The sequence below is a fragment of the Nitratireductor sp. genome (genome assembly GCF_017794765.1).
GTDB lineage: Bacteria > Pseudomonadota > Alphaproteobacteria > Rhizobiales > Rhizobiaceae > Nitratireductor.
Genome location: NZ_CP051236.1, coordinates 595,712 through 612,546, shown reverse-complemented (window position 1 = coordinate 612,546; position 16,835 = coordinate 595,712). Strand labels below are relative to the sequence as shown.

Genomic DNA, 16,835 nt, shown 5'->3' with positions numbered 1-16,835 from the left:
TGAAAAACGGACGATCGCCGGGCTACGGCGAGTATGCGGGACTTATATGAATCCGAATTACAGAAACTTTGCGCTCTGGGCGATTATCGCCGTCCTGCTGATTGCGCTCTTCAACCTGTTCCAGGCTCCCCAGCAGCGCGGCGCGACGCGCGATATTGCGTATTCGCAGTTTCTGGAAGAGCTTTCCTCGGGAAGCATTGAATCGGTGACGATTACCGGTGATCGCATTACCGGCACCTACACGGGCAATCGTACGCCCTTCCAGACCTATTCGCCGGGCGATCCCTCGCTTGTGCAGCGTCTTGAAGAGCGCGGTGTCACGATCAATGCCCGTCCCGAGAGCGACGGTTCCAACTCGTTCCTTGGCTATCTCGTGTCCTGGTTGCCGATGATCCTGATCCTGGGCGTGTGGATTTTCTTCATGCGTCAGATGCAGTCGGGCTCGGGCCGGGCCATGGGTTTCGGCAAATCCAAGGCGAAACTTCTTACCGAAGCGCATGGCCGCGTCACCTTCCAGGATGTGGCCGGTGTCGATGAAGCCAAGGAAGACCTCGAGGAAATTGTCGAGTTCCTGCGCGATCCGCAAAAGTTCCAGCGTCTGGGCGGCAAGATTCCGCGCGGTGTGCTGCTCGTTGGTCCTCCCGGAACAGGCAAGACGCTTCTTGCCCGCTCGGTGGCGGGTGAGGCGAATGTGCCCTTCTTCACCATTTCCGGCTCGGATTTCGTGGAAATGTTCGTCGGTGTCGGTGCGTCCCGCGTGCGCGACATGTTCGAACAGGCCAAGAAGAATGCACCCTGCATCATCTTCATCGACGAAATCGACGCGGTCGGCCGACATCGCGGTGCCGGTCTTGGCGGCGGTAACGACGAACGCGAGCAGACGCTGAACCAGCTTCTCGTCGAGATGGACGGGTTCGAAGCCAATGAAGGCATCATCCTGATTGCCGCCACCAACCGCCCCGACGTGCTCGATCCGGCGCTTCTGCGTCCTGGCCGCTTCGACCGGCAGGTCGTGGTGCCGAATCCGGATGTCGCCGGCCGAGAGAAAATCCTGAAAGTGCATGTGCGCAATGTGCCGCTTGCACCGAATGTCGACCTCAAGATTGTCGCGCGTGGCACACCTGGCTTCTCGGGAGCTGATCTTGCGAATCTCGTCAATGAGGCTGCTCTCATGGCCGCCCGGCGCAACAAGCGCCTCGTCACCATGCAGGAGTTCGAAGACGCCAAGGACAAGGTCATGATGGGTGCCGAGCGCCGCTCGCACGCCATGACCCAGGAAGAAAAGGAATTGACCGCCTATCACGAGGCCGGTCACGCCATCGTCGCACTCAACGTGCCGAAGGCTGATCCCGTCCACAAGGCGACGATCATTCCGCGTGGCCGCGCACTGGGCATGGTCATGCAGCTTCCCGAAGGCGATCGCTATTCGATGAGCTACAAGTGGATGATCTCGCGTCTGGCCATCATGATGGGTGGCCGCGTGGCCGAGGAACTCAAATTCGGCAAGGAGAACATCACCTCAGGTGCTTCCTCCGACATCGAGCAGGCCACCAAGCTTGCCCGCGCAATGGTCACCCAGTGGGGCTTCTCCGACGAACTGGGCCAGGTGGCCTATGGCGAGAACCAGGAAGAAGTGTTCCTTGGCCACTCGGTCGCGCGCCAGCAGAACATGTCGCAGGAAACACAACAGAAGATCGACAGCGAAGTGCGCCGTCTGATTGATGAAGCCTATACAACCGCCCGCGATATCCTGACGAAGAAAAAGAAGGGCTGGATCGCGATTGCCGAAGGTCTGCTCGAATATGAGACCCTTTCGGGTGATGAGATCCAGGCACTGCTTCGGGGTGAAAAGCCGTCCCGCGATGCTGGTGATGACACGCCTCCCTCCCGCGGATCGGCTGTGCCAAAGACAGGCACACGCTCCCAGGGGCAGAAAAAGGGGGGCGATGAGCCTGAAGGTGGTATGGAACCGCAGCCGCAGGGCTGAGGCTACTCTTCGCTCGACAACCATTATAGAAAAGCCGTGAACGTTGTTTCACGGCTTTTTTCTTGCGCCGTTCGCACGGCACCGGCAAATGGTCAGGCCATGAAACGGACCGGCCTGTTAATTTGCCCTTAAGTATAATTCGCAAGCAGACGTTTAGTCGAAAAGCGTTACACTGCCTCACAGAATTTGATGCAAACGAGTGCTGCTCTTGTGGCAAAGAGTGAGTGTGGGGATGCCGCTTTGACGAAAAAACCAGACAAAGTGCGCCAGACGGGCAGCAAGGGAAAAATGACAAAAAAATACTTTGGTACCGACGGGATTCGCGGACGTGCGAACCGCTTCCCGATGACGGGTGAGATCGCGATGAAGGTCGGCATGGCTGCGGGCCTTTCATTTCAGAACGGGAGCCATCGACACCGCGTGGTGCTCGGCAAGGATACGCGGCTTTCCGGCTATATGATCGAGAACGCTCTGGTGTCCGGGTTCTGCGCTGCCGGTATGGATGTGTTTCTGTTGGGACCAATACCCACGCCTGCTGTAGCCATGCTGGTGCGTTCGCTGCGCGCCGATATCGGCGTGATGATCTCGGCCTCGCACAATCCCTATTACGACAACGGCATTAAACTTTTCGGACCGGACGGCTACAAACTCTCGGACAAGATCGAGGGCCGTATCGAGGCGATGCTCGACAAGGAGGTCGAGCTGGCGCTTGCTGACAATGGCGGGCTTGGCCGTGCCAAGCGTGTCGACGGTGTTCATGATCGCTATATCGAGTTCGCAAAGCGTACCCTGCCACGCTCCATGTCCCTCTCGGGGCTGCGCATCGTGGTCGATTGCGCCAATGGTGCGGCCTATAAGGTTGCTCCCGCCGTGCTTTGGGAACTCGGCGCCGAGGTGGTGGCCATCAATGTCGAGCCGAACGGCGTCAACATCAACGAGGATTGTGGCTCCACGCATCCGCTCGGGCTTGCAAAGAAGGTTCATGAAGTTCGGGCCGATATCGGTATCGCGCTCGACGGAGATGCGGACCGCGTTGTGATCGTCGATGAGAACGGCACGGTGATCGATGGCGATCAGATCATGGCGCTCATCGCTCAGTCCTGGCACAAGGCCGGAAAGCTGCAGGGCGGTGGCGTGGTCGCGACTGTCATGTCCAATCTTGGGCTTGAGCGCTTCATGGGGGACCTGAAGCTCGATCTGCACCGCGTGAAGGTTGGCGACCGCTATGTGGTCGAACGCATGCGTGCCAACGGGCTGAATGTCGGTGGAGAGCAGTCAGGTCATGTGGTCCTCTCGGATTTTTCCACCACGGGAGACGGGCTGGTGGCGGCGCTGCAGGTTCTAGCCTGCATCAAGCGCGAGAACCGCCCGGCGAGCGAAGTCTGCAAGAAATTCGAGCCGGTTCCGCAGCTCTTGAAGAATGTGCGCATCTCCGGCGGGAAGCCACTCGAATCGGCGCCGGTCAAGTCGGCCATCGCCGAGGCCGAAGCCCGGTTGGGTGGCAAGGGGAGGCTTGTCATTCGGCCGTCCGGCACCGAGCCGCTCATTCGTGTGATGGCCGAGGCGGACGATCCGGCGCTTGTGGAAAGCGTGGTCGATGACGTTATCAATGCGATCGCCGATTCCAAGAACGCGGCCTGACGCGATAAAACAGAGACAGCAGAAAAGCCGGTGCCCAGCGCCGGCTTTCTTCATTCGTGCGCTTTCCACGAGCGCCGGATCTTTCTCCGCCCGTCCAGACACCGGCTGCCTCATCCCGGGGCCAGTCATTTCACGCAGAACGTGCATGGTGAACGTGGTTAAGGCTTAGGGTTAAGGCGTATTTAACTTTTTTGCTCAAATACTCCCGTCGAGTTGCAATTTGCCACTGTGCCCAGGGGGGCGCGGCAACGCCAAGGATGGGATGTTATGTTGAAGTCTATGAAGGTCTTCGGGGCGGCCTTGCTGCTGATTGCTCCGACCGCGGGCTATGCTGCGGATCTTTATGAGCCGCCGATCATCGAAGCTCCCGAGCCTTTGCCACCCGTGATTCAGCCGGATCCGGCTCCTTCGTTTGGCGGCTGGTATATTCGCGGCGACATTGACTATCACTGGTCGAAGCTGCGGGGCACCGAATACATCACCTATGGAGTCGACCCAAGCACCGGACTTCGCGGCAGTACGGCGTCCTTCGATACGACAGATCTCAAGGGCGCCATGTCGCTGGGAGCCGGTATCGGCTACCAGATCAACAGATACCTGCGCACCGACCTGACGGCGGACTACTGGTTCAAGTCGGACTTCACCGGCTCTACCTCGGGCACGTGTCTGGACGGTAACGCCTGTGTTTCCAGCGACACGTCGGCTTATAGCGCCTGGTTGCTGATGGCCAACGCCTATGTCGATCTCGGTACCTATTACGGCTTCACGCCCTATGTCGGTGCGGGTATCGGTGGCGCGTACATTATGTGGGACGATCTTACCAACACGACGCGTGACGGCACGACAGTGCATGAAGGCTCCAGCAACTGGCGTTTCGCCTACTCGCTGATGGCCGGTACGTCCTACTGCCTCACCGAAAACCTCAATCTCGACATGGGTTATCGCTTCACGCGCGTCGCAGGCGGGCGCATGTTTGAATACGCATCCGGGGTTGCACCGGGCTTTGACGATGGCTTCAACGTGCACGAGGCGCGTGCCGGCCTGCGTTATCAGTTCGGCGGCAACTCGAACTGCGCACGGCCGCAGGTGGTCAGCTACGACCCGCCGCCGTTCGAGCCGCCGGTTTACAAATAAAATCAGCTAATTGACTTCTGATACCGCCCGGCCTCGAGCCGGGCGGTTTTTGTTTGAGCGGATGTCCTGAACAAGAGCGGTAACCCGGTATTAGCCTTAACCTCGGCTTAACCCGGATGGTTAACAATGATCTCCAACAGCGGCGGGGGCAGCGTTTATCCGTCGCATTTTGCGGAGTTCGGATTATGCGCACCATCACCCGTTTGCTTGCTTCTTCGGTATGCCTGACGCTGATTTCAATCGGCACGGCAACCGCCGCTGATTACGATCCACCCATCATCATCGACCAGGCGCCTGACGTGGTGCCGGTGGAGATTGGCAGCGGTTGGTATCTGCGCGGCGATATCGGCTATTCGCTTAAGACGGAAGCGAAGGACCCCTTCACCTACCGGACGTTTGACGGCGTCAGCTACGGGTCGGCATCATTTGACAGCGTTTCCCTGTCCGACGATTTCACCTTCGGCATTGGTGCCGGTTATTCCTTTACCGACTGGCTTCGTGCCGATGTGACGCTGGACAGGTTTTCAGCCGACTTCAGTGGTTCGACCTCGAGCGCATCTCCCTGCCCCGGAAGCCCAGTCGGTACCACCTGTCGATCGGAAGATTCGTCTGAGGTAACCGGCTATTCCATGCTTCTGAATGGCTATGTCGATCTCGGCACTTTTGTCGGCTTCACGCCCTATGTCGGTGCTGGTGTCGGCTACACTTATCTTCGCTGGGACGACCTGTCCAACAGCTCTTACTGTGTGGGCGGCGGGTGTGCATCGCCGGCTCTGGTCGGTACGGCGACGCATTCCGGCGAGTCGGACTGGCGTTTCACCTATGCCCTGATGGCCGGCGTTTCCTACGACTTCTCCAACAATATGAAAGTCGATCTGGGCTATCGCTACCGCAACATCGATGGCGGCGATATGTTTGGTTGGGATGCGGCCACGGCCGGAGCCGGAGCAACCGGCACCCAGGGGTCCGATAGCGGCCTATCCATGCATGAAATCAGGGTTGGCCTGCGCTACGAATTGTGGTGAACCCAGACCACCAACCGGTTGAATGATATTGGCAGACCCCGCTTCAGCAGCGGGGTCTTTGCGCATTCAGCGAGCGGTTGTCCAGCCGAACCACAGAGCGACGAGTGCCAGCAGCGCGGAAAGCGTACGTCGTGCGATGCGTTCCCGCCGCGGATTGGTCAGAAACGGCTGCAACCGGCTGGCGAGAATGACAATCAGTCCGTGGATCAGCGTGGCAATGCCCACATAGATCAGCGTCAGAACCAGGGTCTGCGGTGTAAGCGGCAACGATGGATTGACGAAAGTGGGCAGCACCGCGATGTAAAAAACGGCCGCTTTCGGATTGAGCAGATTGGTTACCAGTCCGCGCAGAAAATGCTGTTCGTCCGGTCTGTCGCCTGTCGAAACCACGTCGCTGCCCTGCCGCCAGCCATCCCATGCAAGGTAGAGCAGGAAAAGGATCCCGGACCAGCGCAGAGCCTCATAGAGCAGTATCGATGCCTGGATGACCCGCGCGACACCGAGTGCCGCGACGATACCGACGATGCCGAGCCCGAGCGCGACGCCGGCGACGGTGGCAAAACCTGCCCGGCGGCCCTCTGACGCGGATATGAGCGCCAGATAGGCCATGTTGGGACCGGGAGTGAGCTCGATCAATGTCGATGCCAGGGCGAACGAGGCGATGACGGTCAGATCGAGTCCAGAAAATGTCATGGTCTCAGTGCGCTTCGTCCCAGTTGTTTGCAGCGCGCGCCTCCACCTGCAGGGGAACGGAGAGAGCGCGTGCCGGCAAAGCTGCATTCTCCATCACCTCGCAGATGACGGGGATGGCCTTCTCCACCTTGCTTTCCGGTGCTTCGAAGATCAGTTCGTCATGGACCTGAAGCAGCATCTGCACGTCTTCGAGGCCGGCATCAGCAAGAGCGTCTTCCATGCGCGCCATGGCGCGGCGGATGATGTCGGCTGCCGAGCCCTGGATCGGTGCATTGATTGCCGCACGCTCATTGAAGGCCCGCAATTGCGGGTTGGATGAGCGGATTTCGGGATAATGCGCGCGGCGACCGAAGATCGTCTCGACATAGCCGCATTCCCTGGCCTTGGCTTTTGTTGAGTCCATATAGTCCCTGATACCGGGGAAGCGCTCGAAATAGCGTTTGATATAGGCGCTGGCCTCTTCGCGTGGAATGCCAAGCTGATTGGCGAGGCCGAAGGCCGAGATGCCGTAGATGATGCCGAAATTGATTGCCTTGGCGCGGCGGCGCACCTCAGGCGGCATGCCTTCCACCGGCACATCGAACATTTCCGACGCCGTCATGGCGTGGATGTCGAGCCCGTCGGCAAAAGCCTTCTTCAGTTCGGGGATATCCGCCACATGAGCAAGCACGCGCAGCTCGATCTGGCTGTAGTCGGCCGAAATCAGCCTGGTGCCCTCAGGTGCCACGAAGGCGGTGCGGATCTTGCGGCCCTCGGCGGTGCGGATCGGGATGTTCTGCAGGTTCGGTTCGGACGATGAAAGCCGTCCGGTCGTTGTGGATGCGAGCGCGTAGGAGGTGTGCACCCGTCTGGTTTCCGGGTTGATATAGCCCGGCAGTGCATCCGTATACGTGGATTTGAGCTTGGTCACCTGGCGCCAGTCGACGATCTTGCGCGGGAGCTCATGACCGGCGGCTGCAAGGTCTTCGAGAACCTGCGCCGAGGTTGACCACTGGCCGGTCTTCGTCTTGCTGCCGCCTGGCAGGCCCATCTTGCCGAACAGGATTTCGCCAAGCTGTTTGGGCGAGCCGATGGTGAAGCGTTCTCCGGCCAGTTGGTAGATCTCGTCCTCTATGCCTGCCGCCGTTTGAGCGAAATCGCCGGAAAGCCGTGAGAGAATTTGCCGGTCAACCGCAACACCGCGATGCTCCATGCGGCCGATCACCGGGATCATGGGGCGTTCTAGCCGCTCATAGACGGAAACAAGTCCTTCGGCGGCAAGACGCGGTTTCAGCACCTGCCAGAGGCGGAGCGTGATATCCGCATCTTCGGCGGCATAGGCGGTGGCGCGCTCCAGATCCACCATGTCGAAGGTGACCTGCTTGCGGCCCGTTCCCGTCAGTTCCTTGTAGGGAATAGGCGTGTGACCGAGCCAGCGTTCGGAAAGCGCATCCATTCCATGGCTCACCGTGCCGTGGCTGCCCGTTCCGGCATCAAGCACATAGGACATGAGCATGGTATCGTCCACGCCGATGATTTCCACACCGAGCCGATACATCAACAGCCAGTCATATTTCAGGTTCTGGCCGATTTTGAGCACAGCAGGATCGGCCATGATGGCCTTTATCGCTTCCAGCGCGTCTTTCTGCGGTATCTGGTTTTCGATCAGCCCTCCACCCAGCAGATCTCCGTCGCCGCTCTTGTGGTTGAGCGGGATATAGGCGGCGCGACCTGGTTTCGTGGCGAGCGAAAAGCCGCACAGCTCCGCCTGCATCGGGTCGAGCGAGGTGGTCTCGGTGTCGAATGCCAGGATTCCGCTTTCGCAGGCTTCCTCGACCCAGTGTTTCAGCTTGTCGAGATCGCGGACGCACTCGTAGCCGGCATGGTCGAAGGTCTTGGCTGCACCTGCTTCAGCGATACTGGCTGCAAGTTTCGCGGGCGTTGCCGCGTCCCCGCCGCTTTCTGCGGGAGAAGGGTCGAGGTCCGGCCCGTGGGCGTTCTCGCCCGCCTCAACCTCCACATGAGCTGCCTCGATCTCCGCCACCTCCGCTCCGGTGGCCTCGGCCACGCGGCGGGTGAGTGTGGAAAACTCCATCGCTTTCAGGAAGCCAATCAGCTTCGGCCCGTCGGGTGGGGCAAGCTCGAACGTGTCGATCCCGTGTTCGACAGGGACGTCGATCCTTAGCTTCACCAATTCGCGGGAAATGCGCGCCTTTTCGGCAAATTCGATCAGGTTTTCGCGTCTTTTCGTCTGTTTTATCTCATTTGCGCGAGAAAGCAGCGTGTCGAGATCGCCATACTCTTCGAGCAGTTGCGCAGCCGTTTTCGGACCGATGCCGGGGACACCGGGGACGTTGTCCACCGAATCGCCCGTCAGCGCCTGAAGGTCGATCATCTTCTCGGGTGGAACGCCCCATTTCTCGATCACCTCAGGAATCCGGATTTCGCGGTCCTTCATCGGGTCGTACATGGAGACCCTGTCGGTGACGAGCTGCATCAGGTCCTTGTCGGAGGAGATGATGGTGGTTTCGCCGCCGGCCTCGCTTGCAAGCCTGGCATAGGTGGCAATCAGGTCGTCGGCCTCAAAACCGGCCATCTCGATACAGGGAAGATCGAAGGCCTGCGTGGCTTCGCGGATCAGACCGAATTGCGGAACCAGATCTTCCGGCGGTTCGGAGCGATTGGCCTTGTATTCCGGGTAAAGGTCGTTGCGGAAAGTTTTCGAGGAATGGTCGAAAATCACTGCAAAATGGGTCGGCGTGACGCCGACATCCGTGTCGCGCGCATTCTGCAGAAGCTTCCAAAGCATATTGCAGAAGCCGGCCACGGCGCCCACAGGCAGGCCGTCGGATTTACGGGTCAGCGGGGGCAGCGCGTGATAGGCGCGGAAAATATATCCCGAGCCGTCTACGAGAAAGAGATGATCGCCTTTTTTCATGGCTGTACGGGTAGCGCGGCGGGGGGAGCGTGTCCATGGAAAAGGGGGTGTTCAGCGCCTTTGGGAGAAGCGTGCTGACACGATGGGACGCGGCCTACCGCTTTCTATCACGCGTTTGTTACGAAGATGTAATGTCCGTGCCCTTGAATAGCCACGTTCAAATACAAAATATCAGACAGCGGCAGTTTTTCGCCGTGGTTCGGCCTAGGCTCGTCCCCCGCCTATCCCGGACGAAATAGCGGCAGCCTTAATCCCCCCTCTCCGGGCTGCCGCGGTGTTTCAAGCATGGCCGCCGTGGTTTCCCCTCCACCACGGCGGCTCTTGACACTCTGGGGTCAGGATTTCCTGCGTTTTCTGCCGTAAAGCTCCAGCCTGTGGTGCACGATGTCATAGCCGAGTGCGCGGGCTATTTCCTCCTGCAACGCCTCGATCCGGTCTGAATGGAACTCGATCACGTCACCCGTGTCGATGTCGATCAGATGATCATGGTGATCGCCATCCGCCTGTTCGAAGCGGGCGCGTCCGCCCTCAAAGGCATGGCGATGAATGGCTCCCAACTCTTCAAGAAGCTTCATCGTGCGATAAACGGTCGACAACGAGATGCTCGAATCCACGGCAGAGGCGCGCTGAAAGATTTCCATGGCATCCGGATGATCGTCTGTCTCCGTGAGAATTCCCAGAATCACCCTGCGCGGCCGGGTGATACGAACACCGGCGCGGCGCAGTTCCTTCTCGTAATCCGGCTTGTGGCTGGCGTGCTGATTCATGGGGCGACTATGCGCCAGATGACAACCAGTTGCAAAGATTCCATCTGTTCGCACTCAGGTTTCTCCCCGGGACCCCATGCAATTTCAGGATTGGATGTTTTTATTGCAAACGATTTGCAATTGCATTGACCTGATGAAAAATTCAGCCTAGCTTCCAACCGTCGCAGCAATTCGATGTGTTTCAGGGGATATTCATGCGTTTAGCCAAGGGATTGGCCACCTTCATCGTCGCAGCACTCGCCGCGACCTCCGCCTTCGCTCAGGAGGAGCGTTTCAAGGCGGTCACGACATTCACGGTTATTGCCGACATGGCGCGTAACGTTGCGGGCGATGCAGCAGTGGTCGAATCGATCACGAAACCGAATGCCGAGATTCACAACTATCAGCCGACTCCGGGTGACATTCTGCGGGCACAGGATGCCGATCTCATTCTGTGGAACGGGCTCAATCTCGAGCTCTGGTTCGAACGCTTCTTCCGCAATCTCAGGGACGTCCCAAGCGTGGTGGTTTCGGAGGGCGTGGAGCCGATGGGCATTGCTGAAGGTCCCTATACGGGCAAGCCCAATCCCCATGCCTGGATGTCGCCCAGTGATGCGCTGACCTATGTGGACAACATCCGTGATGCGTTTTCGAAACATGATCCGGAGAATGCCGAGGTCTATGCGAGAAACGCCGAGGCCTACAAGGCAGAGATCAAGGCCGTTGTGGACCCGATCCGCGAGCGGCTTGCGGCCATCCCCGAGGAACACCGGGTTCTTGTCACCAGCGAGGGTGCGTTTAGCTATCTTGCCCGCGACTTCGGGCTGAAGGAGCTCTACATCTGGCCGATCAACGCCGATCAGCAGGGCACGCCGCAGCAGGTGCGCCACGTGATCGATCAGATCAGGGAAACCAGGGCGCCGGCTGTTTTCAGCGAGAGCACGGTTTCTCCCGATCCGGCGCAGCAGGTGGCGCGAGAGACCGGAGCGAAATATGGCGGGGTTCTCTACGTCGACTCGCTGAGCGATGCGAGCGGTGAGGTGCCTACCTATCTGGATCTTCTGCGGGTTACGAGCGAAACGATTGCCGAAGGACTGAGCGGGCAATGAACGCACCCGTGATCAGCAAAGGCAGAAGGCCGGCGGCAAACTCCGCCGGCATCGATGTTCGGGATGTGACCGTCACTTATCGGAATGGTCATACGGCGTTGCGTGACGCCAGTTTTTCTATCCCGACAGGGACGATCGCGGCGCTTGTCGGCGTCAATGGCAGCGGCAAGTCAACGCTGTTCAAGGCGATCATGGGTTTCGTGCCGCTCGCCAGAGGCGAGGTCTCCATTCTGGGGCAGCCGGCTGGCCGCGCGCTCAAGCGCAATGTGGTGGCTTATGTGCCGCAGGCCGAAGAGGTGGACTGGAATTTTCCCGTTCTCGTCGAGGACGTGGTGATGATGGGGCGCTACGGCCACATGAATTTCATGCGGTGGCCGCGCCGGCAGGATCACGAGATGGTCAAGGCGGCGCTCGAACGCGTGGGCATGGCCGATTTCCGTAAACGCCAGATCGGCGAACTGTCCGGTGGCCAGAAAAAACGTGTCTTCCTGGCGCGGGCGCTGGCGCAGGAGGGCAGAGTGATTTTGCTCGATGAGCCGTTCACCGGCGTGGATGTGCGCACGGAGGAATCCATAATCGCGCTCCTGAAGGCGTTGCGCGAGGAAGGGCATGTCATGCTTGTCTCGACGCATAATCTTGGCAGCGTGCCCCGCTTCTGCGACCGGACCGTTCTGATCAACCGCACGGTACTCGCTTCGGGACTGACGCCGGAAGTTTTCACCCGCGCCAATCTGGAAAAGGCGTTTGGCGGTGTGTTGCGCCAGTTCACGCTTGGCGGGGCGGATCTGCATGAAGACGCGGAGGAGGATTCCCGCCAGCTGACGGTTCTGACCGACGATGAGCGGCCCTTCGTCATCTATGGCGATGAGGATGGCGTCCCGGAAGCAGGGAACAGGAAATGAGCGCCTATCTGCTCGAACCTTTCTCCTACGGATACATGGTCAATGCCATGTGGGTGAGCGCGCTGGTAGGCGGGGTCTGTGCCTTTCTCTCCGCCTATCTGATGCTCAAGGGCTGGTCGCTGATCGGCGATGCGCTCTCGCATTCCATCGTGCCGGGCGTAGCCGGGGCCTACATGCTGGGCCTGCCGTTTTCGATCGGCGCGTTCTTTGCCGGCGGACTGGCCGCCGGTACGATGTTCTTGCTCAATCAGCGCACCAAGCTACGTGAGGATGCAATTATCGGCCTGATTTTTACGTCGTTCTTCGGCCTAGGCCTCTTCATGGTTTCTCTGTCGCCCGCCGCAGTGAATATTCAGACAATCGTTCTGGGCAATGTGCTGGCTATCACGCCATCGGACACCCTCCAGCTTGTCATCATTTCCGGAGTCACACTGCTGGTGCTCGCGTTCAAGTGGAAGGACCTGATGGTCGCCTTCTTTGACGAAAACCATGCGCGCTCCATTGGCCTCAATCCGGGTTTTCTGCGGCTGATCTTCTTTACGCTTCTGAGTGCCTGTACGGTGGCCGCCATGCAGACGGTAGGCGCGTTTCTCGTCATCGCCATGGTGGTGACGCCGGGGGCGACGGCCTATCTCCTGACGGATCGTTTTCCGCGGCTCGTGGCAATTGCGGTGGCGATTGGCGCGCTCTCAAGCTTCATCGGTGCTTATGCGAGCTATTTTCTCGATGGGGCGACAGGCGGGATCATCGTGGTGCTTCAGACCCTTGCATTCCTCACGGCCTTTGTCCTTGCGCCGAAGCACGGGCTTCTGGCTTCGCGCCGGCGTGCGCGAGAAGCGCTGGAAGGCGACGCGCAGGAGATCGGCGCATGAACAGCTTTTTCGACACGCTGATGCTGCCTTTCGGTTTCCCGTTCATGCAGCAGGCCTTCATCATCTCGGTGCTGATCGCCGCGCCCATGGCGCTGCTTTCCTGCTTTCTCATTCTCAAAGGCTGGTCGCTGATGGGCGATGCCGTGAGCCACGCGGTGCTGCCGGGTGTGGTGATCGCCTATATCATCGGCATACCATTGGCGCTCGGCGCATTCGTGGCGGGCATGACCTGTGTGGTGGGCATCGGATACCTGAAGGAGAACAGCCGGGTGAAGGAAGACACGATCATGGGGGTGGTCTTCTCCGGCATGTTTGGTCTCGGTCTGCTGCTCTATACAAAGATCCAGACCGAGGTGCATCTGGACCATATCCTGTTCGGCGACATGCTGGGCGTCACGTGGGGAGACATCGCGCAAACGGGGATCATCGCGCTCTTCGTTTGCGTGGCGATCATGCTGTTTCGCCGGGATCTGTTGCTGAACGCATTTGACGCGCAGCACGCCAGAGCCATAGGCCTGCCGGTGCGGGTGTTGCATTACGGGCTTCTCGCGATCCTGTCGCTCACCATCGTCGCGGCACTGACGGCGGTGGGCATCATCCTCGCGATCGCGCTTCTGATCGGGCCCGGGGCCGTGGCCTTCCTGCTGGTCAGGCGTTTCGACAGGATGCTGCTGGTCAGCCTCGCGGTGGCGCTGTTCTCGTCGTTCTTCGGCGTCTATCTCAGCTTCTTTCTCGATAGCGCGCCGGCGCCGACGATCGTGCTTTTGATGACGGGACTGTTCGTGGCGGCGTTCGTCTACACGCTGCGCCGCAATGCGCGGGAAGATGCCGCGCGGAAGGTGGACGGCGGTGAACTGGGCGTGGGGGGATAACTCCTCCGGTGTGAAGCCAAGCACCCTCGCCCTTCGACAAGCTCAGGATGAGGGCGCCTGGCTCCTGAGGAAAGTCATAGCGCTGAGCGCCGTTCGACTACTCCGGCAGAACGGCGGTCGCCTCGATCTCCACCTTCGCCTCGTCCTCGATCAAGGCCGTCACCTGCACCACGCTCATGGGCGGGAAGTTGCGTCCCATGGTGGCGCGGTAGGCTTCGCCCAGTTCGCGCAGGCGGGTGGCGTAGGCCTGCTTGTCGGTGATGAACCAGGTGAGCCGAACCACATGTTCGGGACCGGCGCCGGCTTCCTTCAGAAGTGTTACGATGTTCTCCAGCGCTTGCCTGACCTGGCCGATGAAATCGTCGGTCTCGAACACCTGCTCGCTGTTCCAGCCGATCTGGCCGCCGAGGAAGACGGTGCGGCCCTTTGCGATCACTCCATTGGAATACCCCTTGGCGGGGACCCAGTTCTCAGGCTGGAGAATCTGGTGAAGCGGGACAGTCATGCTATTTCCTTTATGCTTTAGAACAAGGGCGTGGTCACACGCCGAGAAAGCGCTCCTGGATCTCGTCCGTGAGTGCTGAGGGCGCACCGGTCCATGCGGTGCGGCCTTTTTCGAGAATGACGCAGCGATCCGCCACGGGCAGAAGCTCGCTCAGCGTCTTGTCGACGATCAGGATCGACTGGCCTTCCGTCCGGATGGTGCGGATGGCGCGCCAGATGTCCTGCCGGATCACCGGGGCGAGACCCTCGGTCGCTTCGTCGAGAATGAGGAGGCGCGGATTGGTGGCGAGCGCCCGGCCGATGGCAAGCATCTGCTGTTCGCCACCCGAGAGCGTGCTCGCATACTGGTCGCGCCGCTCGGCCAGGCGCGGAAAGAGTGTGTTCACGCCGTCAAGCGTCCACTTGCCGGGCCGTGCGGCGGCGAGGATGTTTTCCTCCACCGTCAGATTGGGGAAGCAGCGGCGACCTTCCGGCACCAGCCCCACGCCCAGCCTGGCAATGCGGTGCGGCTTCATGCGCATTATATCTTTGCCGGCAAAAATTATACTGCCTGACTGCGCGGGCGAGAGGTGGCAGACGGAGCGAATGGTCGTGGTCTTGCCCATGCCGTTGCGGCCCATAAGAGCGACTGCCTCGCCCTCTTCGACCGAAAGGTCAACGCCGAAGAGCGCCTGAGATTTTCCGTAAAAGGTTTTCAGATCCCGGATTTCGAGCAGCTTCATGCGCCCTCTCCCAGATAGGCTTCGCGCACGGCTGGATGATTGCGGATCTCATCCACTGTTCCGGTGGCGATGATGCGGCCGTAGACGAGGACGGAAATCCGGTCGGCAAGAGCGAAAACGGCATCCATGTCGTGCTCGATCAGGAGGATCGGTGCTTCGGCCCGAAGCCCGTCAAGAAAGGTTGTGAGCGCCTGGGAACCCTCCGGCCCCATGCCGGCCATCGGCTCATCCAGCAAAAACGCCTTTGCACCGAGCGCCAGCGCAATGGCGATTTCGAGCTGGCGGCGTTCGCCGTGCGAAAGCTCGGCGGCAGGCACGTCGGCGCGGTCGGAGAGGCCGACACGGGCGAGCGCCTCTTTGGCGGGTTCCGTTAGTCTGCGATCATGCATGACTGGCCTAAAGAAACGGAAACTGGAGCCCTGACGCGCCTGCACTGCGAGCATCACATTGCGCAGAGCTGAAAATTCGGGTGCGAGCGAGGACACCTGAAAGGTGCGGCCCATGCCGAGCCGGGCGCGGGCCGCCACATCGAGTGGCTTCACATCACGCCCTTCGAAGCGGATTTCGCCACTGTCAGGCTGGAGCGAGCCGGCAATCTGGTGGATGAGAGTCGATTTGCCGGCGCCATTGGGTCCGATCAGCGCATGGATCTCTCCGGGTTTCAGGTCAAGGCTGACGCCATCGGTGGCTTTCAGCGCTCCGAAGCTTTTGCGCAGGTCGCGAATGTCGAGGATCGGTTCAGCCATGACGTGCTCTCCCGGCCAGAAGGCCCATCACACCACCGCGGGCAAACAGCACCACCGCCAGAAGGATGAGGCCTAGGAAAAACTGCCAGTGCTCGGTGATGCCGCCAAGCGCGAACTCGAAGAGGACATAGACAATGGCCCCGGCCAGTGGTCCGGCCAGACGTCCGACACCGCCCAGAATGATGAGCACGATCAGTTCACCCGACATGTGCCAGGAAAACATGGACGGGCTGACGAAGCGGTTGAGATCGGCAAAGAGCGCGCCGGCAAGGGCTGTCATCATGGCCGAGATGACGAAAGCCGCGAGCCGCACCCTGAAAGGGCCGATGCCGACGGCGGCAAGCCGTGTCTCGTTCTGGCGCCCGGCCTGCAGCGCTGCACCGAACCGGGAATCGCGCATGAGCGCGAAGAGGATGAGACCGAGTGTCAGAAGCGCGAAGCATATGAGGAAAAAGCTCATCGGTGCGAGTGTGTTTGTCCCCGGGAAGGCATTGCGCACATAGATCGACAGGCCATCCTCGCCGCCATAGGCGGGCCAGGAGATCGCGAAATAGTAGATCATCTGAGCGAAGGCGAGGGTGATCATGATGAAATACACGCCGGAGGTTCTGAGCGAGATCAGGCCGATCAAAACTGCCACCAGCGCGGCTGCGATGGCGCCGGTGATCCAGATCACGATCATCTGGTTGGTGCCGGGCAGGCCGAAGAGAAGCGGCTCGCTGTTGAATGCGTGGGTGGCCAGAATGCCTGCCGCATAGCCGCCAATGCCGAAGAAGGCGGCGTGACCGAAGGACACCAGCCCGCCAAGGCCGAGCGCGATGTTGAGACCGGTGGCGGCAAGGCCGAGGATCGCCATACGGGTCGCCAGCGTGATGTAAAAGGTCTCGCCCATGGCCTGGGCGATGAAGGCGGCGGCGAGAAGGCCGGCGACGATGAGGATGCTGATTGATGTTTCGCGTGTCATG

Annotated in this window: 15 protein-coding genes; 8 read left to right on the top strand and 7 right to left on the bottom strand. The window is 60.0% G+C overall.

Features of this window, described 5'->3' with window-relative positions:
• Positions 1–46: 46 nt before the first annotated feature.
• The 4 genes from ftsH to HF949_RS02950 all read left to right on the top strand — a co-directional run bounded on the left by ftsH (position 47) and on the right by HF949_RS02950 (position 5,787).
• Complete coding sequence (ftsH, locus tag HF949_RS02965; protein ID WP_292898225.1) at positions 47–1,987, top strand: ATP-dependent zinc metalloprotease FtsH; 1,941 nt, start codon at positions 47–49, stop codon at positions 1,985–1,987.
• A 288-nt stretch (positions 1,988–2,275) separates the two neighbouring features.
• Complete coding sequence (gene glmM / locus HF949_RS02960) at positions 2,276–3,628, top strand: phosphoglucosamine mutase (RefSeq protein ID WP_223022176.1); 1,353 nt, start codon at positions 2,276–2,278, stop codon at positions 3,626–3,628.
• 267 nt (positions 3,629–3,895) lie between these two features.
• Positions 3,896–4,762, top strand: coding sequence for an outer membrane protein (locus HF949_RS02955; RefSeq protein WP_292898224.1), 867 nt, complete (start codon positions 3,896–3,898; stop codon positions 4,760–4,762).
• A 185-nt stretch (positions 4,763–4,947) separates the two neighbouring features.
• Positions 4,948–5,787, top strand: a complete 840-nt coding sequence (locus HF949_RS02950; protein ID WP_292898223.1) for an outer membrane protein — start codon at positions 4,948–4,950, stop codon at positions 5,785–5,787.
• 66 nt (positions 5,788–5,853) lie between these two features.
• Here the strand turns inward: HF949_RS02950 and HF949_RS02945 are convergent, their stop codons facing one another.
• The 3 genes from HF949_RS02945 to HF949_RS02935 all read right to left on the bottom strand — a co-directional run bounded on the left by HF949_RS02945 (position 5,854) and on the right by HF949_RS02935 (position 10,164).
• Positions 5,854–6,480, bottom strand: coding sequence for a LysE family translocator (locus HF949_RS02945; RefSeq protein ID WP_292898222.1), 627 nt, complete (start codon positions 6,478–6,480; stop codon positions 5,854–5,856).
• Positions 6,481–6,484: 4 nt separating this feature from the next.
• Positions 6,485–9,397 (bottom strand): DNA polymerase I, encoded by a 2,913-nt coding sequence (gene polA / locus HF949_RS02940; RefSeq protein ID WP_292898221.1) that lies wholly within the window; start codon positions 9,395–9,397, stop codon positions 6,485–6,487.
• A gap of 335 nt (positions 9,398–9,732) precedes the next feature.
• Positions 9,733–10,164, bottom strand: a complete 432-nt coding sequence (locus tag HF949_RS02935) for a Fur family transcriptional regulator (RefSeq protein ID WP_292898220.1) — start codon at positions 10,162–10,164, stop codon at positions 9,733–9,735.
• A 194-nt stretch (positions 10,165–10,358) separates the two neighbouring features.
• On the opposite strand from HF949_RS02935, the gene HF949_RS02930 reads away from it, so the two are divergent.
• Genes HF949_RS02930 through HF949_RS02915 form a run of 4 tightly spaced genes read left to right on the top strand, consistent with a single transcriptional unit; the run spans position 10,359 to position 13,898 of the window.
• Positions 10,359–11,252 (top strand): metal ABC transporter substrate-binding protein, encoded by an 894-nt coding sequence (locus HF949_RS02930; RefSeq protein ID WP_292898219.1) that lies wholly within the window; start codon positions 10,359–10,361, stop codon positions 11,250–11,252.
• Positions 11,249–12,154: a manganese/iron ABC transporter ATP-binding protein gene (locus HF949_RS02925; RefSeq protein ID WP_292898218.1), complete on the top strand. Its 906-nt coding sequence runs from the start codon at positions 11,249–11,251 to the stop codon at positions 12,152–12,154. The genes HF949_RS02930 and HF949_RS02925 overlap by 4 nt, the downstream gene beginning before the upstream one ends.
• Positions 12,151–13,026, top strand: coding sequence for a metal ABC transporter permease (locus HF949_RS02920; RefSeq protein WP_292898217.1), 876 nt, complete (start codon positions 12,151–12,153; stop codon positions 13,024–13,026). The genes HF949_RS02925 and HF949_RS02920 overlap by 4 nt, the downstream gene beginning before the upstream one ends.
• Positions 13,023–13,898: a metal ABC transporter permease gene (locus HF949_RS02915; protein ID WP_292898216.1), complete on the top strand. Its 876-nt coding sequence runs from the start codon at positions 13,023–13,025 to the stop codon at positions 13,896–13,898. Before HF949_RS02920 ends, HF949_RS02915 begins: the two co-directional genes overlap by 4 nt.
• Positions 13,899–13,995: 97 nt before the next feature.
• Here the strand turns inward: HF949_RS02915 and HF949_RS02910 are convergent, their stop codons facing one another.
• From HF949_RS02910 to HF949_RS02895, 4 genes are read right to left on the bottom strand one after another with little or no spacing between them, the layout of a single operon-like run.
• Positions 13,996–14,403: a RidA family protein gene (locus HF949_RS02910; RefSeq protein ID WP_292898215.1), complete on the bottom strand. Its 408-nt coding sequence runs from the start codon at positions 14,401–14,403 to the stop codon at positions 13,996–13,998.
• A gap of 34 nt (positions 14,404–14,437) precedes the next feature.
• Positions 14,438–15,124, bottom strand: a complete 687-nt coding sequence (locus HF949_RS02905) for an ABC transporter ATP-binding protein (RefSeq protein WP_292898214.1) — start codon at positions 15,122–15,124, stop codon at positions 14,438–14,440.
• Entirely contained in the window at positions 15,121–15,870 is a 750-nt protein-coding gene (locus tag HF949_RS02900) for an ABC transporter ATP-binding protein (RefSeq protein ID WP_292898213.1), read from the bottom strand. The genes HF949_RS02905 and HF949_RS02900 overlap by 4 nt, the downstream gene beginning before the upstream one ends.
• Positions 15,863–16,834, bottom strand: a complete 972-nt coding sequence (locus tag HF949_RS02895; RefSeq protein ID WP_292898212.1) for a branched-chain amino acid ABC transporter permease — start codon at positions 16,832–16,834, stop codon at positions 15,863–15,865. Before HF949_RS02895 ends, HF949_RS02900 begins: the two co-directional genes overlap by 8 nt.
• Between the last annotated feature and the right edge of the window lies 1 nt (position 16,835).